Genomic DNA, 26,568 nt, shown 5'->3' on the forward strand with positions numbered 1-26,568 from the left:
AGCCCGGTCTCGGCCGCGAACAGCGGCAACAGGTCGAGGGCCCGCTCGCCGTACCCGGCCATGGTGCCGGCCGCGCCGCCGAGCTGGACCGGCAGCCGCACCGCCGCGAGGCGGTCGCACCCGTCCCGGCAGCCGACCAGCCACCCGGCGGCCTTCAGCCCGAACGTGGTGGGCACGGCCTGCTGCCCGAGCGTACGGCCCGCCATCGGGGTGTCCCGGTGCTCACCGGCGAGCCGGGCCAGCGCGGCGAGCACCCGGCCGAGGTCGCGCAGGATCGTCTCGCGGGCCCGCGCGGCGACCAGCATCGCCGCCGTGTCGAGGATGTCCTGGCTGGTCGCGCCGTGGTGCACCCAGGACCCCGCCTCGCCGGCCGCGGCCCGCAGATCCTTGACGAGCGGCACGACCGGGTTGCCCGCGTCCCTGGCGCGGCGGGCGAGGTCGGCGGCGTCGCAGCGGTCCTCCCCGCTCGACAAGGCGTCGGCCGCCTCGGCGATCGCGGCGACGGCCCGCTCAGGGACGACGCCGAGGCGGGCCTGCGCCCGCGTGAGGCACACCTCCGCCTCCAGCATCGCCCGCAGCCAGGCGTCGTCGGCCGTGACCGCCTCCACCTCCGTGCCCGCCCACACCGGGGAGAGCAGGCCGCGATCAGAACTCGCGTCAGAACTCAAGGAAGACCGTCTCCTCCTCGCCCTGCAGCCGTACGTCGAACCGGTAGACGTCCTGCCCCTCCGGGCGGGCCAGCAACGTCGCGCGGCGGGCCGGGTCGAGGGAGTCGAGCAGGGGGTCGGGCGCGTCGGCGAGGTAGACACGGGTCCGCACCGGTTTGAGCAGGCCCCGCGCGAACACCAGCAGCGCGGCGTACGGACGGGACGGCGGCGCGAGGCGGAACCGGTAGGAGCCGTCGGGCGCGGTGCCGCACCGCCCGAAGCCGGAGACACCGGCACCTCCGCGGCCCAGGGCGGACCGATCGCCGGGTTCCCCGGTCCAGAGCTCCAGCAGGGCGTCGGGCACGGGCTCGCCGGCTCCGTCGAGGACCCGGCCGGTGATCGTCACGGCCCCCTGATGGCCCTCGGGGACGAGCTCCCAGTCCCCCGCGTACGGCAGGGCGAACCCGAAGAACGGGCCGACGGTCTGCGAAGGGGTGGTCACGCGTCCTCCATCGGGGTGCGGCCGAGCACCACGTCCCACCGGTAGCCGAGCGCCCACTCCGGCTCGGTGATGTCCAGGTCGAACGTGGAGACGAGCCGCTCGCGGGCGGCCGGGTCGGGGATGGACTGGAAGATCGGGTCGAAGGCGAACAGCGGGTCGCCGGGGAAGTACATCTGCGTCACCAGGCGCTGGGTGAACGCAGTACCGAAGATCGAGAAGTGGATGTGCGCGGGCCGCCAGGCGTTCGGGTGGTTGCGCCAGGGATAGGCCCCCGGCTTGATCGTGACGAACCGGTAGCGGCCCTCGTCGTCGGTCAGGCACCGGCCCGCGCCCGTGAAGTTGGGGTCGAGCGGCGCCGGATGCTGGTCGCGCTGGTGGGCGTACCGGCCGGCGGAGTTGGCCTGCCAGATCTCCACCAGCGTGTCCGGCACCGGCCGGCCCGACGCGTCGAGGATCCGCCCGGTGACGATGATGCGCTCGCCGAGCGGCTCGCCCGCGTGGCCCGCGGTCAGGTCGGCGTCGAGCGGGTCCACCTCGTCGCGACCGAAGACCGGGCCGGTCAGCTCGGCCGCCTCCGGGTCCTCCTTCATCTCCAGCGGCGGCCGGGACGGCGCCCGCAGGACCGTGCTGGCGTAGTCCGGGTAGAGGTAGGGCGGGTGTGTCACGATGTCTCCTCTTCGTAGGGCAGGCCCACGTAGTTCTCCGCCAGCGTCGTCCCGGCCGCCTCTGAGGACGTCACGTAGTCGAGGTAGGAGGTCTGCAGCCGCCGGGCGTAGGCGTCGTCGGACTCGAAGGTGTGCAGCAGCGTCGTCATCCACCACGAGAAGTGCTGCGCCCGCCACACCCGGGGCAGGCAGGCCCGCGAGTAGCCGTCCAGCGCCTCCGTCGAGCCGTCGGCGAAGAAGCGGGCCAGCGCCTCGGTCAGCACCCGCACGTCGGCCACCGCCAGGTTGAGCCCCTTCGCGCCGGTCGGCGGCACGATGTGGGCCGCGTCCCCGGCCAGGAACAGCCGGCCGTGCTGCATGGGCTCGGCCACGAAGCCGCGCATGGGGGTGATCCCTCTTTCGACGATGTCGCCGGTCGCGAGGGTGAAGCCGGGCACGGTCTCCAGCCGGGCCCGCAGCTCGGCCCAGATCCGCTCGTCGGGCCACGCTTCGAGGTCCTCGTCGGGCGCCACCTGGAGGTAGAAGCGGCTGATCTCCGGGGAGCGCATGCTGTGCAGCGCGAAGCCGCGCTCGGTCCGCGCGTAGATCAGCTCTTCCGACGACGGCTTGACCCTGGCGAGGATGCCGAGCCAGGCGAAGGGGTAGTCGCGGCGATACTCGGTCAGCACGCCCTCGGGGATCGACGCCCGGGACACGCCGTGGAAGCCGTCGCACCCCGCGATCACGTCGCAGTCCAGCCGCTCGCCCCCGAAAGTGAGGTACGGCCGGTCGGTGTCGATGTCGTGCAGGGCCACGTCGTCCACCTCGAAGCGGACGTCGCCCCCGGCGGCCAGCCGGGCGGCGATCAGGTCCTTGACCACCTCCTGCTGGCCGTACACGGTGATGGACCGGCCGGGCACCAGCCGCTCGAAGGCGATCCGGTGGCCCGCTCCGCCGTACCGCAGCTCGATGCCGTGGTGGGGCAGGCCTCCCGCTTCAGCCGCTCGCCCACGCCCGCCTCGACGAGCGTGTCCACCGTGCCCTGTTCGAGCACCCCCGCCCGCACCCGCCGCTCGACGTACTCCCTGCTGCGGCGTTCGAGCACGACGGACTCGATCCCGCGCAGATGGAGCAGATGGGAGAGCAGCAGGCCGGCCGTCCGGCCCCGATGATCCCGACCTGAGTTCGCATGGCTCAAGCATCGGGAGCATCCGCCGTCCCGCGTAGGCTTTGCTTCTACTGAGTGGAAGAAGGAGTCACATGGCCGGCGGCGCGCGCGACCTGGGGCGTTCCGTGACGTCCCGGGTGCTGGCCATCCTCGGCGCCTTCGACGCCCATCATCCGCGGCTCACGCTGACGGAGATCGCCGGGCGGACCGGCATGGCGCTGAGCACCGTCCACCGGCTCGTCGCGGAGCTGGAGGAGTGGCGCGCCCTGCGCCGCGGCGCCGACGGGCGCTACCAGATCGGCCGCCGCCTGTGGGAGCTGGGACAGCTCGCCCCCGACCCGCTGCAGGAGGTCGCGCACCCCTGGCTGCAGGAGCTGTTCGGCGGCACCGGCGAGAACGTCCACCTGGCGGTGCGCGACGGGGTCGAGGTGCTCTACGTGGACAAGGTGTACGGCAAGCGGGCCGTGCCGATCGTCTCGCGGACCGGCTCGCGCCTGCCCATGCATCCGACCGGCGTCGGCAAGGCGCTGCTCGCCTTCGAGCCGGCCTGGTTCGTCACGTCCTACCTGTCCCGTCCGCTGGAGCGGCCGACCCCGCACACCATCTTCGAGCCGGGCCGGCTGGCCCGCGAGCTGGCCCAGGTGCGCGCCCAGGGATACGCCACGACCCACGAGGAGATGACGCTCGGCTCCTGCTCGGCCGCCGCGCCGGTGCTGGTCGGGGACCGGCCCGTCGCGGCCGTCGGCATCGTGGTGTCCTCGCGGCGGGTGCGCGAACTGCCCCGCCTGGTCGATCCGCTGCTGGCGGTCGCGGCCCGCATCGCCGGCGACTACCGGGCCGCCGTGGCCGGTCCCCCGAAATCGATCAACGTTCGTTAAGATCGGCGGCGAACGTGAGAAAAGGGGATCGCAGGTGGGCCGGGACGAGGAAGCGCTGAAGGCCATCGACTTCTCCACGCCGAGTGTGGCGCGGATCTACGACTGGTGGCTGGGCGGCAAGGACAACTTCGCGGTCGACAGGGCCGCCGCCGAGAAGCTGCTCGAGCTGGTCGGCGCCGACGGCCGCCTCGTGATCAGGCAGAACCGGGAGTTCCTCGGCCGCGCCGTCCGCTTCCTCAGCGAGGCGGGCATCCGGCAGTTCCTCGACCTCGGCACCGGCATCCCCACGCAGGGCAACGTCCACGAGGTCGCCCACGAGGTCGATCCCGAGGCGACCGTCGTCTACGTCGACAACGACCCCATCGTCGCCGCGCACGGCCGGGCGCTGCTCACCGGCAGCGGCCGTACGGGCGTGGTGCAGGCCGACATGCGCGACCCGGACAAGATCGTCGAAAGCCCGATCACGAAGGAACTGATCGACTTCAGCAAGCCCGTGGCCGTGCTGTTCGTCGCGGTGCTGCACTTCGTGGACGACGACGACGCCGAGCGGGTCGTGGCCTACTTCCGCGAGCGCATGGCCCCCGGCAGCTACCTCGTCATCTCCCATGGCACCCAGGGCCGCCTGAGCGAGGACACGATCACCGAGACCCGGGCGGTGTACGAGAAGTCCACGGCCGCGCTCCGCGACCGCACGCCGGAGCACATCGCCCGGTTCTTCACCGGGTTCGAGCTGGTCGAGCCGGGGCTGGTCGACGTGGCCGACTGGCGCAACGACAGCGACTTCGTCGAGCACAGCAAGGGCGGCTACGTCCTCGGCGGCGTCGGCCGGCTCCGCTGAGTCTTCCCCTGACGGGAGTACTGTAGGCGGGAGGGGCGAACGGGCGAGGGGGACGCCATGGACGCCGTCGTGATCGAGTCGCTGGAACCCCTGGTCGCCGAGCTGCGGTCCCGGGGCTACGCCGTCGTGGGCCCGGTCGTGCGCGAGCGCGTCATCCGCTTCGAGGAGATCGCGTCGGCCGACCGGCTCGCCAGGGGGTGGACCGACGTCCAGGAGCCCGGCCGCTACCGCCTCGCCGAAGGCGCAGGCGAGATGATCTTCTCGTTCGCGGCGAGTCCCGACTCCGCCAAGCGGTACACCCAGCCGCCCCGTCAGACGCTGTTCCGCATGCGCGGCGAACAGATCGAGGAGGCGGAGCAGGACGCCCCGCGGGTCGCCCTGCTCGGTGTGCGGGCCTGCGACCTGGCCGCGATCGCCGTGCAGGACCGGGTCTTCCTCGGCGGCAGGCACCCCGATCCCGCGTACCTGCGGCGGCGGCGGGCCCTGCTGCTGGTCGCGGTCAACTGCGCCGTGCCCGGCGGCACCTGCTTCTGCGTCTCCATGCACACCGGACCGCGGGCCACCACCGGGTTCGACCTCGCGCTCACCGAGCTGGCCGCGCCGCACCGGTTCGTGGTGGAGACCGGCAGCGAGCGGGGCGAACAGATCGTCGCGGCGCTGCCGCACCGGCCCGCCTCGGCCGAGGACCTGGCCGCCTCCGCCGAGGTGTCCCGCGACGCCGCCGAGCACATGGGCCGCCACGTGGAGACCGAGGGCATCCAGGAGCGGCTGTCGGCGCACGACTCACCGCGCTGGGCGCAGGTCGGCGCCCGGTGCCTCACCTGCACGAACTGCACGATGGTCTGCCCCACCTGCTTCTGCACCACGGTCGAGGACGCCACGTCGTTCACCGACGGCGCGGCCGAGCGGATCGAGCGCTGGGACTCCTGCTTCACGCTGGACTTCTCCGAGGTCAACGGGACGCCCGTGCGCGGCTCGAACGCCGGCCGCTACCGCCAGTGGCTCACCCACAAGTTCTCGACCTGGATCGACCAGTTCGGCATGTCGGGCTGCGTCGGCTGCGGGCGCTGCATCACCTGGTGTCCCGTCGGCATCGACGTCACGGAGGAGCTGGCGAACCTGCCATGATCGGCGGCCCGCACCCGATGACGCCGGCGCCGTACCGCGTGCGTTCCCGCCGTCCTGACCGGGTCGACACCGTGACGCTGACGCTGGAGCCGTTGCGCGGAGACTGCCCGCCGTTCCACCCCGGCCAGTTCACCATGCTGTACGCCCCCGGCGTGGGGGAGATCGCGGTCTCGGTCAGCGGACGGGCCCCCTCCGGCGGCTACACGCAGACGATCAGGGCCGTGGGCGCCGTCAGCGCCGCCCTGTGCGGCAAGCGGCCCGGTGACGTCGTCGGCGTGCGCGGGCCGTACGGCCAGGGCTGGGGACTGCGCGCCGCTGCGGGCCTCGACGTGGTGGTGGCCGCGGGCGGGCTGGGCCTCGCCCCGCTGCGGCCGCTCGTGCGGGCGCTGCTGCGCGACCGGCTCGGCTATGGCCGGATCAGCGTGATCGCCGGCAGCCGGGCGCCCGCCATGCTGCTGTTTCGAGGGGACCTGGCCCGCTGGGCCCGGCAGGGCGCGGACGTCAAGGTGATCGTGGACCACCCCGACCACACCTGGCGGGGACCGGTCGGGCTGGTCACCCGGCTGATCGACCAGATCGTCTTCGAGCCGCGCCGCACGTACGCCTTCGTGTGCGGGCCTGAGGCGATGATGCGGGAGACGGCGGCGGAACTGGTGCGGCGCGGTGTCGCCCCCGGCCGGGTGGAGCTGTCGCTGGAGCGGAACATGAAGTGCGCGGTGGCCCGCTGCGGCCACTGCCAGTTCGGTCCGCTGTTCGTGTGCGAGGACGGGCCGGTGCTGCGGTACGACCGCGCGGCCCCGATGCTCGCCGTCCCGGAGCTGTGAGAGGGGGGTCGCGGTGGTGGACAGGGCGCCCCGGCTGGCCGTGTGGAAGTTCGCCTCGTGCGACGGGTGCCAGCTCACGTTCCTCGACTGCGAGGACGAGCTGCTCTCCGTGGCGGCCCGGGTGGAGATCGCCTACTTCCTCGAAGCGTCCAGCGCCCCCGGGCCGGGCCCGTACGACCTGTCGCTCGTGGAGGGGTCGATCACCACGCCGGAGGACCTGGAGCGGATCAGGCACGTGCGGCGCGTGTCGAAGCGGCTGGTCACCATCGGCGCGTGCGCCACCGCCGGGGGCATCCAGGCGCTGCGCGACTTCGCCGACGTCAAGGAGTTCGCCGCGGTCGTCTACGCCCGGCCCGACTACATCGCCACCCTGGACCGTTCGACGCCCATCGCCGCGCATGTGCCGGTCGACTTCGAGCTGCGCGGCTGCCCGCCGGACAAGCACCAACTGCTCGAAGTGATCTCGGCGTTCCTCGCCGGGCGGCGGCCGGTCGTGCCCGCGCACAGCGTGTGCGTCGAGTGCAAGGCCAGGGGCAACGCCTGCGTGATGGTCGCGCACGGCACCCCCTGCCTGGGACCGATCACCCAGGCGGGCTGCGGGGCGCTGTGCCCGGCGTTCAACCGGGGCTGCTACGGCTGCTTCGGCCCGATGGAGAGCCCCAACCACACCTCGCTGAACCACTGGATGCGCGGCCTCGGAATGAGCACCCCCGAGCTGGTGCGGATCTACCGGACCTACCACGCCACGACCGAGCCCTTCCGGAGGGCGGCGGAGGAGGCCCAGGAGTCCGGGGAGGGGGAGGAGTGACGCACAAGACGGTGCGGATCGGCGCCCTGACCCGGGTCGAGGGCGAAGGCGCGCTGGTGGTGCACGCCCACGACGGCCGGATCATCGGCCTGGAGCTGCGGATCTACGAGCCGCCCCGGTTCTTCGAGGCGATGCTGCGGGGCCGGGGCCACATGGAGCCCCCGGACATCACCGCCCGCATCTGCGGCATCTGTCCCGTCGCGTACCAGATGAGCGCCTGCCAGGCGATCGAGGCGGCCTGCGGAGCGGAGATCACCGGGCCGCTGCGCGATCTGCGACTGCTGCTCTACTACGGCGAGTGGATCGAGTCGCACGCGCTGCACGTCTACCTGCTGCACGCGCCCGACTTCCTCGGCTACGACAGCGGCGTCGCGATGGCCGCCGACCGCCGAGACCTGGTGGAGCGCGGGCTCGAACTGAAGAAGGCGGGCAACGAGCTGATCACCGCGATCGGCGGGCGGCCCATCCACCCCGTCAACGTCAAAGTGGGCGGCTTCTACCGGGCGCCGACACGGCACGAGCTCGCCCCCGTCGCCGAACGGCTGCGCCGCGCCCGCGACCACGCCCTCGCCACCGTCGCCTGGGTCGCCGGGTTCGACTTCCCCGACGTCGAGCACGACTACCGTTTCCTGGCGCTGCGTCACCCCGGCGAGTACGCCATCCTGTCCGGCACGGTCGTCACCGGCGACGGATACCGCCCGGTCTCCGGCTTCGAGGTGGCAGGGTGGCCGGACCACGTGATCGAGGAACAGGTGCCCCACTCCACCGCCCTGCACGCCCGGCTCGACGGCGAGACCGGTTACCTCACCGGCCCCCTGGCCCGCTACGCGCTCAACTCGGCGCGGCTGTCCCCGCTCGCCCGGGATGCGGCGGCCGCGGCGGGGCTCGGCCCCGTCTGCCGCAACCCCTACCGCGGCATCGTCGTGCGGGCCGTGGAGATCGTGCACGCGTGCGACGAGGCGCTGCGCCTCCTCGACGGATACGCCGAGCCGGAGCGGCCGTGTGTGCCGGTCGAGCCGCGGCCGGGCGTCGGTCACGGCGCGTCGGAGGCCCCGCGGGGCACGCTCTACCACCGCTATCGGCTCGACGACGGCGGGCTGGTCGCCGAGGCCGGCATCGTGCCGCCCACCGCGCAGAACCAGGCGCGCATCGAGGCGGACCTGCGCGACCTGCTGGCCCCGCGCCTCACCCTGCCCGAGGACGAGCTGGCCCTCCTGTGCGAGAGGGCGATACGCAACCACGACCCCTGCATCTCCTGCTCGGCCCACTTCCTCGACTTCCGGGTGAACCGTGGGTGAGAGCGTGGTCATCGGCGTCGGGAGCGATCTGCGCGGGGACGACGCGGCGGGCCTGGAGGTCGCCCGGCTGCTGCGGGGCACGCTGCCGCCGTCCGTCGCGGTCGTGGAGAGCTCCGGAGACCCGGCGGCGCTGGTCGAGGCGTGGTCGGGCGCCGTGCTCGCGATCGTGGTCGACGCCGTCTCGTCCGGCGCTCCGCCCGGCACCGTGCATCTGCCCCTGCACATGCCCGTGCGCCCGCCCGTGCGGGCCGGGTCTCACTCTCTCGGGCTGGCCGACGCCGTCGAGCTGGGGCGCGCCCTCGGCCGCCTGCCGGACGAGCTGGTCGTCACCGGCATCGAGGGCGGCGACTTCACCCCTGGTGCCCCGATGACCCCGCAGGTCCTGGCCGCGGTCCGCCGTACGGCCGATGAGCTGCGGGAACGGCTGTCTCGGGAACGGCCTGGCGCACCTCGAACGTGACCTGCGGCGGCACCCGCAGCGTGGCGCAGACGGCGCAGTGCTCCAGGACCGACAGGAGTGAGGCGCGCAGCCCCGCGGGCAGGCCGGGGGCGTCCACCGACAGCTCGATGGAGTCGATCCGCCCCGGACAGACGCCCAGGCCGTACCGCGCGGTCACGCCCACCCCGGCGGGCAGCTGACGGTGGCGCAGGTAGCGTTCCGCGCAGCAGGCGACGCCCGCGGCCACGCTGCCCACGAACAGCTCGGCCGGAGTGGGGCCGGTGTCGCTCCCGCCGACGTCCGCGGGCTGGTCGGTGCGGATCACGTGGCGCCCGATCCGGACGTCGAACCGGTCGGCTCCGTGCCAGGCGACCCGGATGACACCGTCACGCGGCTCACTCATGGCGCACCCCCGCGTCCGATTCGGCTCTATCCGAGTATGTCCGTGGCGGGCGGTGGGTGGGCGCATACGGACCGTAAGAAGCCGGTCGCGACCTGGCAAAGAGCAGGAGCCCGGAGTGCCCCGGTTTGCGACACTCCAACTGTGGGGGCCGACGGGGGAGCGGACCATGATCCCGCAGACGCACCTGGACGGGCTGCTGGCCGAGCTGCACACGAGGTTGCAGGCGGTCCTGTCGACGCGTGACCGTGTGCACGCGTTGCTGGAGGCGGTCGTCTCGGTGGGCGGGGACCTCGATCTGGAGACCGTGCTGCGCCGGATCGTGGAGACCGCCGCCGCGCTGGTCGACGCCCGATACGGCGCGCTCGGCGTGATCGGGGAGGACGACACCCTCGCCCGCTTCATCCCCGTGGGGCTGAGCGAGGAGGAGATCGCCGGCATCGAGCACTGGCCCCACGGCCTGGGCCTGCTCGGGCTGCTGATCAAGGAACCCCGGCCGCTGCGGCTGGCCCGCATCCGCGACCACCCCGAGTCGTACGGCTTCCCGCCCGGCCACCCCCCGATGACCGGATTCCTCGGCGTGCCCGTACGCGTCCGGGGCGAGCTGTTCGGCAACCTCTACCTGACGGAGAAGTGCGGGGGAGGGGAGTTCGACGCGGACGACGAGGCGATCGTCGTGGCCCTCGCCAGCGCCGCCGGGGTGGCGATCGAGAACGCCCGCCTGTACGAGGACACCCGCCGCAGGGAGACCTGGCTGCAGGCGTCCGCGGAGATCACGAGGAGTCTGCTGTCCGGCGCCGAGACCCCGCGGGTGCTGACGCTGATCGCCCGCCGCGCCCGGCAGATGGCCGGCGCCGACGTGGTGGCGATCCTGCTGCCGGAGGACGGCGGCCGGACGCTGCGGGTCGCGATCGCGGACGGCGTGCCCGGCTCGGCCCGGGTGCGGCGGCTGCCCGTCGAGGGCTCGCTGGCCGGGCAGGCGTTCGTCCACGCGGAGCCCCGCGTGGTCACCGACCTGGGCGACACCGACCTCCTCACGGCGCTCGGAGAGACGGGAGCGGTGTGCGCCGTGCCGCTGGGGGCCCCGGGGGCGGTGCGCGGCGTGCTGTCGCTGGGCAGGCGGCCCGGCCGCGTCCCGTTCAGCCGGCCCGAGGTGTGCATGGTGCACTCCTTCGCCGGGCACGCGGCCGTCGCGCTCGAACTGGACGAGGCACGCAGGGACGCCGAGCGGCTCGGCCTGCTGGAGGACCGCGACCGCATCGCCAAGGACCTGCACGACGTGGTCATCCAGCGGCTGTTCGCGGTCGCGATGACGCTGACGGGCGCCGCGCGGCTGGTGGAGCACCCGGAGGCGGCCGCGCGGCTGCGGACCGCGATCGACGAACTCGACGGCACGATCCGGCAGATCCGCTCCACGATCTTCGCTTTGCGGGCCCCGGCGGGCGCCCCCGGGCTGCGTGCCCGGCTCGTCGAGCTGGTCGAGGGCGCGCGGGGGCCCCTCGGCTTCGTGCCGTCCCTGCGCATGGACGGGCAGCTCGACACCCGCGTGCCCGCACCGATCCGCGAGCACCTGCTGGCCGTGGCGCGGGAGGCGATCTCCAACGTGGTGCGGCACGCCCACGCCACCCGCGCCACCGTCACCGTGTGCCTGGACAAGGACCGGCTGACCCTGCTCGTGGAGGACGACGGGGTCGGCATCCCGGCGCGGGGACGCCGTAGCGGCCTGCGCAACCTGCGTGACCGCGCCGAGAGCCTGGGCGGCTCGTGCGCCGCCGAGGCCCGCGCCGCCGGGGGAACCCGCCTGTGCTGGAGCGTCCCGCTGCCGTCGACCCCGTCGACAGCGTGAGACGCCGTGAGGAGGCATCGCGCCATGACCGAGCCGATCAGTGATTCCGTCGTCGATCCCGTCGTCGATCCGGTCGTCGTCGGCACCGACGGGTCCGCCGGGGCGACCCGGGCGGTGGAGTGGGCGGCCGACCACGCCGGCCTGCGGGGCCTGCCCCTGCGGGTGGTCCACGCCGCCGAGCGCCTGCCGTACGACGCCCCGCGCTATCCGGTCCCCGACAGTTACGACAGGCTGGCCCCCTCCGGGCAGCAGATCCTCGACCACGCCGAGCGGGTCGCCCGGCACCGGCGCCCGGCCTCGACGTGACGACAGAGCTGGTCGAGGGGCGTCCGGGCCGTGTCCTGCGCGACCAGGCCGCCCGCGCCGCCGAAGTGGTGCTGGGCAGCCACGGCGCGGGCGGCTTCCCCGGCATGCTGCTCGGGTCGGTGGGCAACCAGGTCGCCGGTCACGTGGCCGTGCCGGTCGTCGTCGTACGGCCGGCGCCCCCGGAGGCGGGGGCGGAGATCGCGGTGGGGTTCGACTGCTCGGAGGCGTCCGGGCCCGCCCTGTCGTACGCGTTCGAGGAGGCGCGGCTGCGCGGCCACCGGGTGCGTATCGTCTGCGCCTGGGAGCCGCCGGTGCCGTATGGGCCCGCGATCGCCATGGACCTGGACGAGATGCGGCGGGCCGCGGAGGACTACGCGCGCGGCGAGCTGCGGCCGTGGCAGGGCGGGTACGCCGACGTCAAGATCGAGCTGGACATGGTACGCGCCCATCCGGTCTCCGCGCTGCTCGGCGCGTCCTCCCGGGCCGTCCTGCTCGTCGTCGGCTCCCACGGCCGCAACGCCTTCACCGCGGCCGTGCTCGGCTCGGTGAGCCGCGCCGTGCTCGCCCACGCGCACTGCCCAGTGGCGGTGGTGCGGGGAGAGGCGCGGCGGTGAGTCACCGGATGAGCCGGGCCGGCCGCAGGCCCGGGACGGTCCGCGCCAGCAGGTCGGCCACGTGCCCGGGGCCCTGGCCCTCGGGGCCGAGCACGTCGATCTCGCCGTCGCGGACGGTCACCTCCCAGGACGTCTCGGATGGGTAGCGCTCGCGCAGGGCGGCCAGGACGGCCTCGCGCAGCTCGTCGTCCGACCTGGCCAGCAGCGCCATGAGGTCGCGGCGGCTGACCATGCCGACGACCCGCTCGTCGCGCAGCACGGGCACGCTCTTGATCCTTTTGGCGATCACCAGGTCCGTCAGCACCCGCGCGTCCGTGGTGTCCTCGACCGTGCTCACCTGGCGGGACATGACGTCTCCCACGGTGCGGGGCGGCGAGGCGCCCGGCGCGAAGGCGCCGCACAGCAGGTCGATCTCGCTGACCATCCCGACCAGCTCCCCGTGCTCCCCGAGCACGGGGGCGGCCGTGATGCCGTGGTCGTACAGCGTCCGGATCGCCCGTCGCATGGAGTCGTCGCGGCGCAACGTGATCGCCGGGCTGCTCATGACCTCACCGGCCAGCATGGCCCACCTCCCGCGTCCGTCGCCGTCCTGGACGTTGCACGGTCATTCCATCGTCGCCCGGGTCGTACGGGCAGGTGCCGGAGGTCCCCGGCCGTCGGGTCTTTGGGCCCTGCGGCGGACGCGCTCACGGTGGTCGGATGGAGATGGCCCCGGGGAGGAACGATGACCGTAGAAGCCATGACCGCCGCCGACGTGATGAGCAGGGTGCTCGTGACCGTGAAGCCGGACGAGTCGCCGCTCATGGCCTGGGAACTCATGCGCCGCGGGTCGATGCATCACCTGCCCGTGGTGGATGCGAATTCCCGCATCATCGGCGTGCTGACGCGAGAGGACATCGCGGCCCACTGGTCGGGCGGACCGGCGGAGCAGTCGAGCAGCCAGGTGCGGCAGTTGTTGTCCGGGCGCAGGTGCCCGCACGTGCCGCCCGACGCGTCGCTTCCCGCAGTGGCGGACGTCATGCTGGAGTCGGGGGTGGACGTCGTCCCGGTCATCGGGGCCTCCGGCACGCTGCAGGGTCTCGTCACCGTGACCGACGTGCTCGTGGCGGTCGCGGGCAGGCGGGGGGCCTCGCCCCGGCACGAGGAGGTGTCGGCCGGGATGTTCCGCCTTGAGCCGGTGCTGCCGCCGAAGCCCTCGCGGACCGCCGAGGACCAGCGGCAGGGACCGTGATCCCGATCGTGCACAATGGGTGCATGCTCCGCACGGTGGTGATCATCAAGTGAGTGCCCGTATCGACCATGCCGTCACGTCGGGCACCTTCAGCCTGGACGGCCAGACCTTCGACGTCGACAACAACGTGTGGGTGCTCGGCGACGACACCGAGTGCGTGGTGTTCGACGCTCCCCACGACGTCAAGGCGATCACGGACGTGGTCGCGGGCCGGCGCGTCGTGGCCATCCTCGCCACCCACGCCCACGACGACCACGTGCGGGTCGCGCCGGAACTGTCGGAGGCCACCGGGGCGCCGGTCCTGCTGCACCCGGCCGACCTGCCGGTCTGGCGGCTCACCCACCCCGATCGCGAGCCCGGCGGCACGCTGTCCGACGGGCAGGTCATCGAGGTCGCCGGAACCCGCCTCGAAGTGCTCCACACCCCGGGGCACGCTCCCGGCGCCTGCTGCTTCCACGCGCCCGGCCTCGGCGTCGTGTTCACCGGCGACACCCTGTTCCAGGGCGGTCCTGGAGCCACCGGCCGCTCGTTCTCCGACTTCGGCGTGATCATCGACTCGATCCGCGACCGCCTGCTGGTCCTGCCGCCCGAGACCGTCGTCCACACCGGCCACGGCGACAGCACGACCATCGGCGCGGAGTCGCCGCACCTCGACGAGTGGATCCGCCGGGGCCACTGACACCCGGGCCGCGCGCGGGGTCTTGACGATCAAACGCCCCGCGGCAGACACTCACGAGACCGACTCACCCGCCCCCGACTCCGCCGGGGGCGGCGTAGGTCTCCTGATGTTAGCGTTAACCACGCCGGTGGTCCCGAGTCGCCGGCCCGGGAGAGACGATGCGCAGCGGCACCAACCCCCCACCCCGCCTCCCACGCCTCGCCCTCGCGGCCGTCGCCGCGCTGTCCATGGTGGCGGGCCCGCTCACGACCCCGGCGCACGCGGCCGGGGCGGCGGAGCCGCCCGGCCTGCTGCTGCGGTACACGTTCGACGAGACGGGCGGCAGCGTCGTCCACGACGCCTCGGGTCACGGCAACGACGGCAGCTACGAGCGGACGCCCGCCTTCGGGCAGGGGGTGTCGGGCGGCTCGTTCAAGATGGCCGGAGGGTCGTCCTCGTCCACGACCGCGCCGTACGTGAAGATTCCGAACGGCGTGCTGAAGGGCCGCGGCAGCGTCACCGTCGCCACGTACGTGAAGTGGAACGCCTCGACGACGGTGAACCAGTGGCTGTTCGGCCTCGGCCCGGACAGCGGCGAATACCTGTTCACCTCGCCGTACAACGGCGGCAAGATCCTCTACTCGGCGATCACGACGGGTGGCTGGCAGGCCGAGTCGAAGCTGTCCGGGGGGTCGGCCCTGCCGGGCGACGCCTGGAAGCACGTCGCGGTGACCGTCGACGGCGACAGCAGGACGGCCGTCATGTACCTCGACGGCATCGAGGTGGCACGGGCGGCCGACGTGCCCGTCAAGCCCGCGGACCTGTACGACGCGACCAAGGACTACACGGGATACATCGGGAAGTCGCTCTACGCGGCCGACCCCTACTTCGCCGGTGAGGTGGACGACTTCCGGATCTACGACCACGCGCTGTCGGCGACCGAGGTGCTCCAGGTCTCCGGCAACACGGCGGCCGTCGGCGCGGCCACGCTGCCCGAGCTCAAATTCCCGGCGATCGTGGACGGCACGAACGGCAGGATCGTCCTGCCGGTGAAGGAGGGCACCGACCTCACCCGGCTCGCGCCCGAGTTCACCCTGGTCCCGGGGGCGAGCATCAGCCCGGCCTCCGGCACCGCGCGCGACCTGTCCGAGCCGGTCACCTACACCGTCACCGGCTCCGACGGCGCCCGGCGGACGTGGACGGTCGAGGCGCGGGTGATGAAGAGCCCGGTGCTCCCCGGCCTGTACGCCGACCCGAACATCACGGTGTTCGGCGACACGTTCTACATGTATCCGACCACCGACGGCTTCGCCGGCTGGAGCGGCACCCAGTTCCACGCGTTCTCGTCCAAGGACCTGGTCCACTGGACCGACCACGGCGTCGTCCTCGACCTCGGCCCGGACGTGACCTGGGCCGACAACAGCGCCTGGGCGCCGACGATCGCCGAGCGGAACGGCAGGTACTACTTCTACTTCAGCGGCGGCATGGCCACCGGCAACACCGCCAAGCACCTCGGCGTCGCCGTGTCCGACTCGCCGAACGGGCCGTTCAGGGACGCCCTGGGCAAGCCGCTGGTGGCGGCCGGGACCTACAGCGGCCAGATGATCGACTCCGACGTGTTCGTCGACGACGACGGCCGGGCGTACCTCTACTGGGGCAACGGCAACTCCTACCAGGTGCCGCTGAACGACGACATGGTGTCGTTCGACCCCGCCAAGGTGAAGACGTACAAGCCGAGCGGCTACAACGAGGGCTCGTTCGTCTTCAAGCGCGGCGGGATCTACTACTTCATGTGGTCGGAGAACGACACGCGCGACGAGAACTACCAGGTCGCGTACGCCACGGGCGCCTCGCCGCTCGGCCCGTGGACCAAGCGGGGCGTGATCCTGCAGAAGGACCTGTCCCTCGGGATCAAGGGCACCGGCCACCACTCCGTCGTACGGGTGCCCGGCACCGACGACTGGTACATCGCCTATCACCGCTTCGCCATCCCCGGCGGCGACGGCACCCACCGGGAGACCACGATCGACCGTATGGAGTTCGACGAGAACGGCCTGATCAAGAAGGTCGTGCCGACGCTGGAGAGCGTCGACCCGGTGTCGGTCGCGAACGCCGGGCCGGACGCCTCGGGCACCGAGGGGTCCCCGATCCGGCTGGCCGGGTCGGCCACCGGCGCGGCCAAGTGGAGCTACGCGCCCGTCGACGGCGTCGACTCCGGCGCGACCTGTTCATTCTCCGACCCCGGCGCCGCCGAGACCGCCGTCACCTGCACTGACGAGGGGACCTACACGGTCACGCTGACCTCCGGCCGCAGCCGCGGCACCGCGAAGGTGACCGTCGCCAACGCCGCCCCCGAGGCCGGGGACGTCGTCACGCCCGCCGGGCCGGTCGAGGCAGGCACGCGCGTGACCCTCTCGGTGCCGGTCGGCGACCCGGGCGCGAACGACGAACTCACCTGCACGGCGGACTGGAAGGACGGGACCACCTCGTCCGGCGCGATCGCCGGTGGGACGTGCACGGCTCGGCACACCTATGCGAAGCCGGGCGTTCACGAGCCCGTCGTCACCGTCGCCGACGACGACGGCGCGACCACCACGGCGACCGGCCGTCCGGTGGTCGTGTACGACCGGGACGCCGGCTTCGTCACCGGCGGCGGCTGGATCGACTCGCCCGCGGGGGCCTACCGCGCCAACCCCGCGCTGACCGGCACGGCCGCCTTCGGGTTCGTGGCCAAGTACGTGAAGAACACGGCTGAGAAGGACTACGCGGCTCCGATCGGGAGCACGACGTTCTCGTTCCAGGCCGGGCGCCTGAACTTCCGGTCCACGGCGTACGACTGGCTCGTCGTGTCGGGCGGGGAGATCCGCTACCGCGGCACCGGTACTGTCGGCGGCACTGGTACTGTCGGCGGCACCGCGCGGTACGGCTTCGAGGTCGTCGCCCGCGACGGCGACACCGGCGACGGGGACGGCGTCGACCGCTTCGCCGTCCGGATCTGGGACGAGAAGACCGGCGACGTGATCTACCAGAACGGCGCGGGCGACGCGGCCCACGGCAGCGTCGTCGTCCACGCCAAGTAGGTCCGGTGGAGAGACGGGCTCGACCGGCTGAGCTCAGCGGGTCACGGCGGTTTCCCGCTCCACACGCGACAACTTCTCGGGATTGCGCACGTGGTAGGCGCCGGTGACGTAGCCGTTCTCCACGCGCACCGCCACCACTCCGTCGATCTTCCCGTCGACTCGCACGAGCAGCCCGGGCCCGCCATTGATCTGAACCAGCTCGACCGACCTTTCCGCGTCGCGTTTCCACCAGCCGACGGCCAGCAGGCGAGCCACGTTGTCGATCCCCACGACGGGCCGCAGCAGGGCATGCCTGACTCCGCCGCCGTCGCTCAGGGCGACGACGTCCGGCGCGAGGATGTCGAGCAGGCTCTGCAGGTCGCCGGTTTCGACCGCCTGCTGGAAGGCCTGGAGGGCGGCCCGGGCCTCGGCCGGTGAGGCGATGCCGCGTGGTCGGCGCGCGGCGACGTGTGCCCGCGCCCGGTAGGCGATCTGGCGTACCGCGTTCGGGCTCTTGTCGACGGCTTCGGCGATCTCGTCGTAGTCCAGGCCGAACACCTCGCGCAGCACGAACACCGCCCGTTCGGTCGGCTGAAGGGTCTCCAGCACCAGCAGCATCGCCATCGAGACGCTCTCGGCGAGCTCGACGTCCTCGGCCACGTCGGGCGCGGTCAGCAGCGGCTCGGGAAGCCACGGCCCGACGTAGGCCTCCTTACGCCGCCCGAGCGCACGCAGCCGGTCCAGCGCCTGCCGGGTGACGATCCGCATCAGAAAGGCGCGCTCCTCCCGCACGGTGTCCAGATCGACGTCCACCCATCGCAGCCAGGTCTCCTGCAGCACGTCCTCGGCGTCGGCGGCCGAACCGAGCATCTCGTAGGCCACGGTGAACAGCAGATTGCGATGGGCGACGAACGCCTCGGTGGCAGAGTCCACGGAATCGACGCGGTTGGCACGATCGAGCGGCTCGGCTGCGTCCGCACTTCGTTTGCTGCGCTCGCTCATGCCCGGCTCCTGCCTGTTCGCTTTCAGCCCTGCCACACGCACAAGACGCCGGCCACCACCGCTTTGTAACACCCACGGTGGGTGGCCTATGTCACATGGCCGCGCTGTTACAGGGATGGGGGCGCCGGCGTCTCGTGGTCGTCAGGACGCCGCGCGAACGATCCGTACGGCACTACGGCACGCACCATCACGAGTTGAGAGTGAGAAGGGAAGACCTCTCCATGTCCACAGCCATGACGACCGACACGACGACCAAGCAGGAGGACCTGCGGTCGCGTATGCCCAACCCCCTCCCCTTCCTCCCCGAGATGGCCGAAGTCGGCGAAGGCCTGCACAGGGCCCTCCGGAACAGCGGGATCGCGCAGACCACCATCCACCTGCTGCAGCTGCGCGCCGGGCAGATGCTCGGCAGCACGTACTTCACCATCCGCGAAACCGGCAACCTCCGCAGGATCGGGGAATCGGAAGAGCGCATCACCGCCGTGGCCACCTGGCGGGACGCCTCCTACTTCACCGATGCCGAACGCGTCGCGCTGGAGCTCGTGGAGGCGGTCCTCACCCCGAACCCGTCCGGGGAGCGCGTCCCCGATGAGCTGTACGCCAAGGCGTCCGCGCACTACGACGCCAAGGCGATGTGGTCGCTCATCATGGCGATCGCCCACATCGGCTTCTTCACCCCCGCCGCTCTCATCGCCAAGCCGATCCCCGGCATGCCCCCCGGCCAGAACTACAACGAGTAAGAAAGGCACCCAGCATGAGCATCACCACGTTCGCGGTAGCGGGAGCGACCGGGCGGCTGGGCCGCCACGTCGTCGACGTCCTGACCGAGCGGGGGCACCGGGTCGTGCCGATGTCCCGAGCCACCGGCGTTGACATCATCACGGGTGAGGGCCTCGCTGAGGCCCTCACCGGGGTCGAGGTCATCATCGACGTCGCCTCGTGGCACTCCTCCGAGCAGGAGGCGGCGACGGAGTTCTTCCGCACGTCTGCCCGCAATCTGCACGAGTACGGTCAGAGGGCAGGGGTCGCCCGGATCGCCATGGCGTCCATCATCGGCGCCGACAAGGCCACCGCCGGTTTCCTCGCCGCCAAGAAGGTGCACGAGGAGCTCCTTCTGTCCGGCCCGCTCTCCGTCCGCATCCTGCGGGCCGCGCAGTTCCACGAGTTCGTCGGCCAGCTCCTGGACTGGCAGCAGGGCGACGTCGCCTACATCCCGGCCCTGCCCACCCAGCTCGTGGCCTGCCGCACCGTGGCCGAGGAACTGGTCGACCTCACCCTCGACCCCGGCGCACCCGTCCCAGGAACACCGATTCCCGAGATCGCCGGCCCCCGCAAGGAGATCATGGCGGAGGCGGCCGCACTCCTCGGCGCCCGCCGAAGCATCAAGGTCATAGGCGTCGACGGCTCGGGTATGCCCGATGCCGAGACCGCCGCCAACGGCGGATTCCTGCCCGGCCCGCACGCCAAGCTCGCAGGACCCACCTTCAAGGAGTGGCTCGGCACCCAACCCTGAGCCGGTCGTACGGCACGGCCTTGCCCTACTTTCGCCACTTTACCGATAGTTTTCGTGCTGGCTGAGTTCCTACTAAGGCTGCTGCCCGTCGTCGACGCACTGCACGAGCATTCAGCGCCTCTTGCCGCGTCCGGCCTGGTCAGGGCGGCGGGCCAAGCAGACCTACCCTGCGAGCCGGACGCCGGTGACGGTGAAGCGCTCGACCTCCGCCACGTGGCCGCCGGTGCTGGCGACGAGGGTGAGCGTCCGGCCCGGGGCCGCGCGGAAGGTCACGGTGGCGGACCAGGGGGCGTCGTCCCCTCCGGCCGAGACGCAGCAGCGCTCGCCGAGGGGGCCGGTGCTCCCGGTCGCGCGCACCCGCACCCGGATGCTCTCGTCCACTCCGGTGATCCTTCCGCCCACCTTGACGGGGGAGGACACGACGGCGCCGTACCGGGGGGTGGTGAGGGAGAAGGTGGTGTCGTCCGTGCCCACCACCTCCCACGGCGCGTCCGGCCCGGTGCCGAACCTGACCAGGTGGATGACGGCGGCGATGCCGGGCCGTCCGCCGCCCTCACCGCGGATCCCGACGGAGACGCGGGCGTCCGCGCCGGTCACCGTACGCTTGACCACCCGGTCGACATCGGTGAAACCCAGGAACCCCTGGGTGAAGGAGAGCGCGGTCCTTTCCGCGTCCAGGTGCCAGGGCTGGTGGCCGCCCGAGCGGTAGCTCTCCTGCCAGTCCCGCACCTGTTCCTCGTCGGCGAACGGCCACAGCGGCTGATAGCGGCCCGCCACGAGAGAGCCCGCGGAGGGGGTGGGGTGGTGGCCACCGGGCTGCTCGGCCGGACGGACACCGTGCCGGTTCCTGCGCCGCTTCCTGTGCGGGTCCCTGTGCCGGTTCCTGTGCCGGTTCCTGGGCCGGTTCCGCACGCGCCCGCCAGCAGGCCGAGCGCGGCCAGCACGGCGGGCGCCCACCGGGCCCGGCCCGCCCGGCCGTTTGTCACGCCGCCAGTCACGATGCTCGCTCCCGCCCCGAGAGGTTCACTTGACTGAGAGCATGCCCGGCGGGATGTCGGACATTCCCTAGCGGCACTTGCCCCGCAGCCAGGCGCGGTATTCCTTGGGGTAGTTCGTCATGACGCTGCCCGGGGACTGGTTGAGCACGGCCTGCCACTGGGACACGTTGCCCTTCCACGAGGGCGCCGGCTCGGTCCAGTGGACGCTGTCGGTCCACCGGCCGGCGGATCCCTTCAGCAGGGAGGGGTGACGCTTGGCCAGCTCGCCCTGGATCCAGGGGTCGTTGGAGTAGACCATGATCCGCTGCTTTCCCTGGCGTTCCCTGATCGGGTCGGAGATCTCCTTCCACCCCTTCGCGGCGAACTTGGGATTCGTGAGGACGGGCTTCGTCTCGGGCTTGATCTCCAGGAGCGCGACCAGTCCCAGGGAGCGCGCGTGGTCCAGCCACTGCCGCAGCGAGTAGACGCGCTCGCCCTGGTAGGGGCCCCGGGTGATGCGGCGGCCGGCCAGGTTGCCCGCGCCGTACGTCCACCAGATGTCGGTGAGTTTCTGCTGCGTGCCGGTCAGCCCGTGAGTGGTGCTGTTGTGCCACATCACGGCCTTGGTCCCCTCCTTGGTGAGCTGGACGTCGGCCTCGACCCCGGCGGCTCCCCAGGACTTCTGGTCGTCGAGCCCCCGCACGTTGTTGGGCTGGCGCATCTGGTCCTTCGCCCAGCCGTTGGCGCCCTCGGGGTAACCCCCGTGCCCGAACACCAGCGGGCAGCGCGGCAGCGCGCTCACGCCGGACGCCGCGGCGGGCGTGGCGCCCACCGTCGCGCCCGTGGCGAGGACGGCCCCCGCCGCACACAGAGCAGTCGTGATCCTCATCGTCCAACCCCCGAGATCGCCTGTGTCGTCAGCGCGGCATCGTATTGGCATGGTCATCGGGAGATCAAGAAACGGCCGGACAGGCGGTCATCGGAGCGATCCTCGCCACTGGCCAGCGCGGCATACAGTGGCCGATGGCAGAACTGTTAGCGGTAACAGCAGTGTGTCAACAGTCGAGTTTTCCGGGGCCGAGAACTTGACCACGGGCGATGCGAACGCTAACAATCGGCGCGCGAGACCCGCCGCCCGGTGAAGGAGATCCCCTCGTGCTCCAGGCACAGCTGACCATCGACCCCGCCCACCGGGTGGCCCCCGTACGGCGCCGCACGTTCGGCACGTTCGTCGAGCACCTCGGCCGCTGCGTCTACACCGGCATCTACGAGCCGGGCCACCCCACGGCGGACGGGGAGGGGTTCCGCGGCGACGTGCTCGCGCTCACCCGCGAGCTCGGCGTGACCACCGTTCGCTACCCCGGAGGCAACTTCGTCTCCGGCTACCGCTGGGAGGACGGCGTCGGCCCGCGCGAGCGGCGCCCGCGCCGGCTCGACCTCGCCTGGCACAGCACCGAGACCAACGAGATCGGGCTCGACGAGTTCGTCCGGTGGAGCCGCCTGGCCGGCCTGGAACCGATGATGGCGGTCAACCTCGGCACCCGCGGCGTCCAGGAGGCCGTGGACCTGCTCGAATACTGCAACATCCCGTCCGGCACCGCGCTGTCGGACCTGCGGATCGCCAACGGCGCCAAGGAGCCGCACGACATCCGCATGTGGTGCCTGGGCAACGAGATGGACGGCCCCTGGCAGATCGGGCACAAGACCGCCCGCGAGTACGGCAGGCTTGCCGCCGAGACCGCCCGCGCGATGCGCATGGTCGACCCCGGTCTCGAACTGGTGGCCTGCGGCAGCTCCGGCTCCTCCATGCCGACCTTCGGCGCCTGGGAGGCGACCGTGCTCGAGGAGACCTACGACCTGGTCGACCACATCTCCTGCCACGCCTACTACGAGGAGAAGGACGGCGACCTCGGCGGTTTCCTGGCCTGCGCCACCGACATGGAGCACTTCATCTCCACGGTCGTCTCCACGGCCGACCAGGTGGGGGCCAGGCTCGGCTCCCGCAAGAAGATCTCCGTCTCCTTCGACGAGTGGAACGTCTGGTACATGAGCCGCGTCCAGGCGGCGGCGCCCCGGCAGGACTGGCCGGTCGCGCCGCCGCTGCTGGAGGACCACTACCACCTCGCCGACGCCGTGGCCTTCGGCAGCCTGCTCATCACACTGCTGCGGCACAGCGACCGGGTCGCGGCGGCCTGCCTGGCCCAGCTCGTGAACGTGATCGCGCCCATCATGACCGAGCCGGGCGGCCGGGCCTGGAGGCAGACCACCTTCCACCCGTTCGCGCAGGCGGCACGGCACGCCAAGGGCGACGTCGTACGGGTCGAGCCCGTCTGCCCGACGTACGGGACGGCCGAGTTCGGCGAGGTGCCCGTGCTCCACGCGGTCGCCACGCAGGACGAGGCGGACACGACGCTGTTCGTGGTGAACAGGTCGACGGCCGAGCCGCTGGAGCTGGAGCTCGACGCGGGGCCGCTGGGCGCAGGTGGAGGCGCCGTGCGGATCGCCGAGGCGACCACGCTCACGCATGAGGACGTGTACGCCCGCAACACCGCCGACGACCCCGATCGGGTGGCGCCCCGCCCCAACACGAGCCACCGGAGCGATCCGCTCCGGATCGTGCTGCCGCCGGTCTCCTGGAACGTGATCAGGCTGTCGAGGGTCTGATCGGCGACACGTCTCAGGTGCCTCGCCGCGTCGTCGAGCCGGGGGAGGGCCGCGTTCACCCGCCGCTCCACGTGGGGGTGTCGTCCTCCTTCCACCGCAGTTCGTCCACGACGTCGACGACGCCGCTGACCCGGCGCGTCATCCGTACGGCGACGCGCGCGGCGCTGTGCCGGTCCATCTCACCGGTGAGCGTCACCACGCCCTGGTGGACGTGGACGCCCACTTTGGAGGTGTCGGCCCACAGGCTCCGGCCGAGGATCTCCACACGTACCTCGCGCTCGATCTCGCGGTCGGCACGTACGAACGTCTTGAGCAGGTCGTGGCGGCTGACAATGCCCCGCAGCCGGCCCTCGGCGTCCACGACGGCAGCCGCTTGACCCCGTGCTCGTCCATCAGGCGGGCCGCCGCGACCGTGGTCGTGCCTGCGGTGACCGTGACGGCGGGGGGAGGTCATCAGGTCGGCGGCCGTCTCCCCGGCCGCCTTGGTCCGCGCCCCGCCCTCCTGGCCGAGGCGGGCGCGCAGCCGCGCGCGAAGCGGCGGCCGGTAGCCCTCGCGGTAGTACTGCTCCCTGAACTCCTCCTTGCGCAGCAGGTCGGCCTCGGACACGACGCCGAGCACACGGCCGTCCCCGTCCACGACGGGCACGGCACCCACGGCGTGGGTGATCAGCACTTCGGCGATGTCCCTGAACGGCGTGCCGGCGTGGACGGACGCGACGTCCGTGGTCATGACGTCCTGCACCTTCATGTTCATGGCGGCCTCCCTTAAGGTCGCGGGGCGCCGCTTTGCCATCGGGGAAGTGGCCCGCGACTTCCATCCCATCCCCGGGCCGGGGCCACGTGCAGGGCCGAAGGTCCCGCAGCCGTTCCGTCGTACAGGTGCCGGCCGGGCGGAAGTCCCTCCGCTTGAGGACTTTCGTCTGCTGCGCCGTGGGCAGCGGACACGGTGCGATGGTGGCCGAGAGCACCAACCCGCGCGTCCGCGAACCGCTTCAGCACAGAAGGAGAAGTACATGGCCGGACAGATCGTCGTCGCCGTCGACGGATCGCAGCCAGCGACGGCGGCGCTGGAGTGGGCGGCGGACGACGCGCGGCGCCGGGGGGCCTCCCTGAGGATCGTCCACGTGCGGGAACCGTGGGCGCACGAGTACCCGTTCCACGCCGTGGAAGGCTTCGCCCAGTCCTACAGCGAGTTCTGCGAGGGTGTGCTCGCGGCGGCCGCCGCCCGCGCCCGCGAGATCGTCCCCGGCCTGGAGGTGACCACGGAGCTCGCCGAGGGGACGGTCGTCGAGACCCTGCGCGCCGGGTCTGCCGGCGCCGACGCCCTCGTGGTCGGCAGCCGGGGGATGGGCGGCTTCTCCGGCCTGGTCCTCGGGTCCGTCGGCCTCGGCCTTGCCGGTCACGCGGAAGTCCCGGTCGTGGTGGTGCGCAAACCGCACCGGGACGATTATCACGAGGTCGTCGTCGGCTTCGACGGGTCGCCTCACTCGGAGGCGGCCCTGGAATTCGCCTTCGAGGAGGCTCGGGCGCGGCGCGGGCGGGTGCACGCCGTGTACGCCTGGGAGATGCCGATGTTCTCGCCCTTCGCGGTCGGCTACGGAACGGCACTCGAGGAGATATTCGACAACGAGTGCCGGGCGGCGCGGCTGCGGCTCGCGCCGTGGCGCGACAAGCACCCGGACGTCCCGCTCGTCGAGTCGGCGGTCTGCGGCCACCCGGTCCCGGCGCTGGCCGACGCCTCGCTCGTCGCCGACCTCGTGGTCGTCGGGTCCCGTGGACGGGGCGGCGTGCGCGGCGCGCTGATCGGCTCGGTCAGTCACGCCGTGCTGCACCGCGCGCACTGCCCCGTGGCGGTCGTACGGCCCCGCGACGCGGAGAGCTGAGGGCCCAGGGGCGGGGCCCTCGGCGATCACCTTCGGGCACGCGCCCCGCGGCAGTGTGCGTTGACTCGGCCCGCGTCCGTTCGGTTCCGCTTTGCTCAACATGCGTCTGCCCAACACGCGTCCGCTCAGCAGCGACCGCCAAGTCGAGGGCGCTCCCGGTCCCCGCACCCGGCCTCAACGGGTACGCAAATTCCATTCGTTCCCGATAAGTCGGGCACAAGAAACCCCCGAATCTACAAAGTAAAGGCGCTTGCCGGTTTTCGGTGACAAGTCGAACTGGGTTCAGCGGTGGCTCATCGCGTCGCTCTGCGGGATTAGACCGGAAAGACGGCGAGCGCCGGGAAACCTCGCTGGTTGGCAATTCGCCCAAGATGCGCTGGCGTTGCTTGTAACTCCAACTAATCGTCTCTCTCGGTTGCTTTGGCTGCCGAGAGGTCAAATAATTAATACAGGTTTTCGAATCTCATGGAGGGGGCGTGATGGATTTCTCTGAGTTCGATCCTGGCCGCCCTCGTCGTTCGAATAACGCTGATGACGGTTGGTGGGATCAGCTGACGGCCGGTTCCCCGTTGTGGTCGTCCGAGGGCTCAGCCGCCCGCGAGCACTTTGCGATCAACGACTGCGGACTGCGGCAGGACGCGAGCCAGGACACCAGCGGCGGCGCGTCCGGTGCCGGTCAGGGTCGGGCCCGGTCGTCGTGGGTGTTGGTTGGTTCGCTTCGTGAGTCGGCGCAGGAGTTGGCGTTGGCGCCGTTGCCGGATGATGTGGATATCTGTCTGGCGGAGGCCGAGGAGTTGATGTTCGTCCGGGATCGGATCACGTGTGCTCTTGCTGATCGGGTGGGGCGGGTGCATGGTGCGGGGCAGGCCAGGCAGCATGGTCATGCCTCGACCCGGAGTTGGTTGCGTGCCGCCGGGGGGGATGAGTGTGGCGGGGGCTGGCCGGTTGCTGACGGTGGCGGTGGAGTTGGCCCGGCTGCCGCGGGTGCGTGCGGCGTTCGCCGAGGGCCGTTTGGCGGCGGGGGTGGTGGAGGCGATCTGCACCGCGACCGCGGAGTTGAGCGATGAGCAGGTGGGGGTGGCTGAGCCGATTTTGCTGGAGCTGGCGGGTAAGGCGGGTCCGGCGGAGGTGGCCAAAGCGGGCCGTTACCTGCGGGCGGTGCTGGACCCTGATGGGGAAGAGGGGGATGAGCAGGCCGATTACGCGCGGCGGTTCCTGCGGGTCCGCCCACAAAGGGTGGG

At 72.0% G+C, this 26,568-nt stretch carries 26 protein-coding genes and 2 pseudogenes; 18 read left to right on the forward strand and 10 right to left on the reverse strand.

What is annotated here, in order from left to right; genetic code table 11:
• Positions 1-104 precede the first annotated feature (104 nt).
• From B1L11_RS51545 to pobA, 4 genes and pseudogenes are all read right to left on the reverse strand, one after another.
• A pseudogene (locus B1L11_RS51545) lies at positions 105-569 on the reverse strand (lyase family protein); the annotation flags it as partial.
• Positions 570-657: 88 nt separating this feature from the next.
• Positions 658-1,149 carry a hypothetical protein gene (locus B1L11_RS20990; RefSeq protein ID WP_079316052.1) on the reverse strand — a complete coding sequence of 164 codons (492 nt, stop codon included), beginning with the start codon at positions 1,147-1,149 and terminating at the stop codon, positions 658-660.
• A complete protein-coding gene (gene pcaH, locus B1L11_RS20995; RefSeq protein ID WP_079316053.1) occupies positions 1,146-1,814 on the reverse strand; it encodes a protocatechuate 3,4-dioxygenase subunit beta in 669 nt (222 codons plus the stop codon). Before pcaH ends, B1L11_RS20990 begins: the two co-directional genes overlap by 4 nt.
• Positions 1,811-2,984, reverse strand: a pseudogene (gene pobA / locus B1L11_RS21000) (4-hydroxybenzoate 3-monooxygenase). Before pobA ends, pcaH begins: the two are co-directional and overlap by 4 nt.
• 69 nt (positions 2,985-3,053) lie before the next feature.
• On the opposite strand from pobA, the gene B1L11_RS21005 reads away from it, so the two are divergent.
• Genes B1L11_RS21005 through B1L11_RS21035 form a run of 7 tightly spaced genes read left to right on the forward strand, consistent with a single transcriptional unit; the run spans position 3,054 to position 9,195 of the window.
• Positions 3,054-3,839 carry an IclR family transcriptional regulator gene (locus tag B1L11_RS21005; RefSeq protein ID WP_079316054.1) on the forward strand — a complete coding sequence of 262 codons (786 nt, stop codon included), beginning with the start codon at positions 3,054-3,056 and terminating at the stop codon, positions 3,837-3,839.
• Between the two features lie 34 nt (positions 3,840-3,873).
• Entirely contained in the window at positions 3,874-4,677 is an 804-nt protein-coding gene (locus B1L11_RS21010; protein ID WP_079316055.1) for an SAM-dependent methyltransferase, read from the forward strand.
• A gap of 57 nt (positions 4,678-4,734) precedes the next feature.
• Entirely contained in the window at positions 4,735-5,805 is a 1,071-nt protein-coding gene (locus B1L11_RS21015) for a 4Fe-4S dicluster domain-containing protein (RefSeq protein WP_079316056.1), read from the forward strand.
• Positions 5,802-6,629 carry an FAD/NAD(P)-binding protein gene (locus tag B1L11_RS21020; protein WP_256862757.1) on the forward strand — a complete coding sequence of 276 codons (828 nt, stop codon included), beginning with the start codon at positions 5,802-5,804 and terminating at the stop codon, positions 6,627-6,629. The genes B1L11_RS21015 and B1L11_RS21020 overlap by 4 nt, the downstream gene beginning before the upstream one ends.
• Before the next feature lie 13 nt (positions 6,630-6,642).
• Entirely contained in the window at positions 6,643-7,437 is a 795-nt protein-coding gene (locus B1L11_RS21025) for an oxidoreductase (protein WP_079316057.1), read from the forward strand.
• The gene (locus B1L11_RS21030; protein ID WP_079316058.1) at positions 7,434-8,735 is read left to right on the forward strand and encodes a Ni/Fe hydrogenase subunit alpha; all 1,302 of its coding nucleotides are present in this window, start codon (positions 7,434-7,436) and stop codon (positions 8,733-8,735) included. Before B1L11_RS21025 ends, B1L11_RS21030 begins: the two co-directional genes overlap by 4 nt.
• The gene (locus tag B1L11_RS21035; protein ID WP_079316059.1) at positions 8,728-9,195 is read left to right on the forward strand and encodes a hydrogenase maturation protease; all 468 of its coding nucleotides are present in this window, start codon (positions 8,728-8,730) and stop codon (positions 9,193-9,195) included. The genes B1L11_RS21030 and B1L11_RS21035 overlap by 8 nt, the downstream gene beginning before the upstream one ends.
• On the opposite strand, the gene B1L11_RS21040 is transcribed toward B1L11_RS21035, so the two are convergent.
• On the reverse strand, positions 9,086-9,577 hold the full coding sequence (locus tag B1L11_RS21040; protein WP_179155256.1) for an OsmC family protein: 492 nt from the start codon (positions 9,575-9,577) through the stop codon (positions 9,086-9,088). The two genes, B1L11_RS21035 and B1L11_RS21040, sit on opposite strands and share 110 nt — an antisense overlap.
• 166 nt (positions 9,578-9,743) lie before the next feature.
• Here B1L11_RS21040 and B1L11_RS21045 point away from each other — a divergent pair, with 166 nt between their 5' ends.
• From B1L11_RS21045 to B1L11_RS51555, 3 genes are read left to right on the forward strand one after another with little or no spacing between them, the layout of a single operon-like run.
• Positions 9,744-11,420 (forward strand): GAF domain-containing protein, encoded by a 1,677-nt coding sequence (locus B1L11_RS21045; protein ID WP_079316061.1) that lies wholly within the window; start codon positions 9,744-9,746, stop codon positions 11,418-11,420.
• Positions 11,421-11,444: 24 nt separating this feature from the next.
• Positions 11,445-11,726 (forward strand): universal stress protein, encoded by a 282-nt coding sequence (locus B1L11_RS51550; RefSeq protein ID WP_143737428.1) that lies wholly within the window; start codon positions 11,445-11,447, stop codon positions 11,724-11,726.
• Complete coding sequence (locus B1L11_RS51555; protein ID WP_372974707.1) at positions 11,723-12,340, forward strand: universal stress protein; 618 nt, start codon at positions 11,723-11,725, stop codon at positions 12,338-12,340. Before B1L11_RS51550 ends, B1L11_RS51555 begins: the two co-directional genes overlap by 4 nt.
• 1 nt (position 12,341) lies before the next feature.
• Here B1L11_RS51555 and B1L11_RS21055 read toward each other — a convergent pair whose 3' ends face one another.
• Positions 12,342-12,902: a CBS domain-containing protein gene (locus B1L11_RS21055; protein ID WP_079316062.1), complete on the reverse strand. Its 561-nt coding sequence runs from the start codon at positions 12,900-12,902 to the stop codon at positions 12,342-12,344.
• Positions 12,903-13,064: 162 nt separating this feature from the next.
• Here B1L11_RS21055 and B1L11_RS21060 point away from each other — a divergent pair, with 162 nt between their 5' ends.
• The 3 genes from B1L11_RS21060 (at position 13,065) to B1L11_RS21070 (ending at position 17,309) form a co-directional block, all read left to right on the forward strand.
• Positions 13,065-13,571 carry an HPP family protein gene (locus B1L11_RS21060; protein WP_079316063.1) on the forward strand — a complete coding sequence of 169 codons (507 nt, stop codon included), beginning with the start codon at positions 13,065-13,067 and terminating at the stop codon, positions 13,569-13,571.
• A gap of 49 nt (positions 13,572-13,620) precedes the next feature.
• Positions 13,621-14,250 carry an MBL fold metallo-hydrolase gene (locus tag B1L11_RS21065; RefSeq protein ID WP_079316064.1) on the forward strand — a complete coding sequence of 210 codons (630 nt, stop codon included), beginning with the start codon at positions 13,621-13,623 and terminating at the stop codon, positions 14,248-14,250.
• Positions 14,251-14,408: 158 nt separating this feature from the next.
• Positions 14,409-17,309: a family 43 glycosylhydrolase gene (locus B1L11_RS21070; protein WP_079316065.1), complete on the forward strand. Its 2,901-nt coding sequence runs from the start codon at positions 14,409-14,411 to the stop codon at positions 17,307-17,309.
• Between the two features lie 33 nt (positions 17,310-17,342).
• On the opposite strand, the gene B1L11_RS21075 is transcribed toward B1L11_RS21070, so the two are convergent.
• Complete coding sequence (locus B1L11_RS21075) at positions 17,343-18,290, reverse strand: RNA polymerase sigma-70 factor (RefSeq protein WP_079316066.1); 948 nt, start codon at positions 18,288-18,290, stop codon at positions 17,343-17,345.
• Between the two features lie 221 nt (positions 18,291-18,511).
• Here B1L11_RS21075 and B1L11_RS21080 point away from each other — a divergent pair, with 221 nt between their 5' ends.
• Together B1L11_RS21080 and B1L11_RS21085 are read left to right on the forward strand one after the other, a co-directional pair.
• Positions 18,512-19,030, forward strand: coding sequence for a carboxymuconolactone decarboxylase family protein (locus B1L11_RS21080; RefSeq protein WP_256862758.1), 519 nt, complete (start codon positions 18,512-18,514; stop codon positions 19,028-19,030).
• A gap of 14 nt (positions 19,031-19,044) precedes the next feature.
• The gene (locus tag B1L11_RS21085) at positions 19,045-19,803 is read left to right on the forward strand and encodes an SDR family oxidoreductase (RefSeq protein ID WP_079316068.1); all 759 of its coding nucleotides are present in this window, start codon (positions 19,045-19,047) and stop codon (positions 19,801-19,803) included.
• Positions 19,804-19,965: 162 nt separating this feature from the next.
• On the opposite strand, the gene B1L11_RS21090 is transcribed toward B1L11_RS21085, so the two are convergent.
• On the reverse strand, positions 19,966-20,715 hold the full coding sequence (locus tag B1L11_RS21090) for a Gmad2 immunoglobulin-like domain-containing protein (protein ID WP_218671228.1): 750 nt from the start codon (positions 20,713-20,715) through the stop codon (positions 19,966-19,968).
• A 153-nt stretch (positions 20,716-20,868) separates the two neighbouring features.
• Positions 20,869-21,669: a glycerophosphodiester phosphodiesterase family protein gene (locus B1L11_RS21095; RefSeq protein WP_218671229.1), complete on the reverse strand. Its 801-nt coding sequence runs from the start codon at positions 21,667-21,669 to the stop codon at positions 20,869-20,871.
• 266 nt (positions 21,670-21,935) lie between these two features.
• Between B1L11_RS21095 and B1L11_RS21100 the strand changes: the two genes are divergently transcribed.
• On the forward strand, positions 21,936-23,444 hold the full coding sequence (locus B1L11_RS21100) for an alpha-N-arabinofuranosidase (protein ID WP_079316070.1): 1,509 nt from the start codon (positions 21,936-21,938) through the stop codon (positions 23,442-23,444).
• A 55-nt stretch (positions 23,445-23,499) separates the two neighbouring features.
• On the opposite strand, the gene B1L11_RS21105 is transcribed toward B1L11_RS21100, so the two are convergent.
• The gene (locus B1L11_RS21105; protein ID WP_306291686.1) at positions 23,500-24,198 is read right to left on the reverse strand and encodes a CBS domain-containing protein; all 699 of its coding nucleotides are present in this window, start codon (positions 24,196-24,198) and stop codon (positions 23,500-23,502) included.
• 259 nt (positions 24,199-24,457) lie between these two features.
• Here B1L11_RS21105 and B1L11_RS21110 point away from each other — a divergent pair, with 259 nt between their 5' ends.
• Positions 24,458-25,327, forward strand: coding sequence for a universal stress protein (locus tag B1L11_RS21110; protein WP_079316071.1), 870 nt, complete (start codon positions 24,458-24,460; stop codon positions 25,325-25,327).
• A 954-nt stretch (positions 25,328-26,281) separates the two neighbouring features.
• Positions 26,282-26,568, forward strand: a 287-nt coding sequence (locus tag B1L11_RS21115) for a DUF222 domain-containing protein (protein WP_256862762.1), incomplete at its 3' end; no start/stop codon positions are given.

Origin of the sequence: Microbispora sp. GKU 823, assembly GCF_002027145.1 — a bacterium.
GTDB lineage: Bacteria > Actinomycetota > Actinomycetes > Streptosporangiales > Streptosporangiaceae > Microbispora > Microbispora siamensis.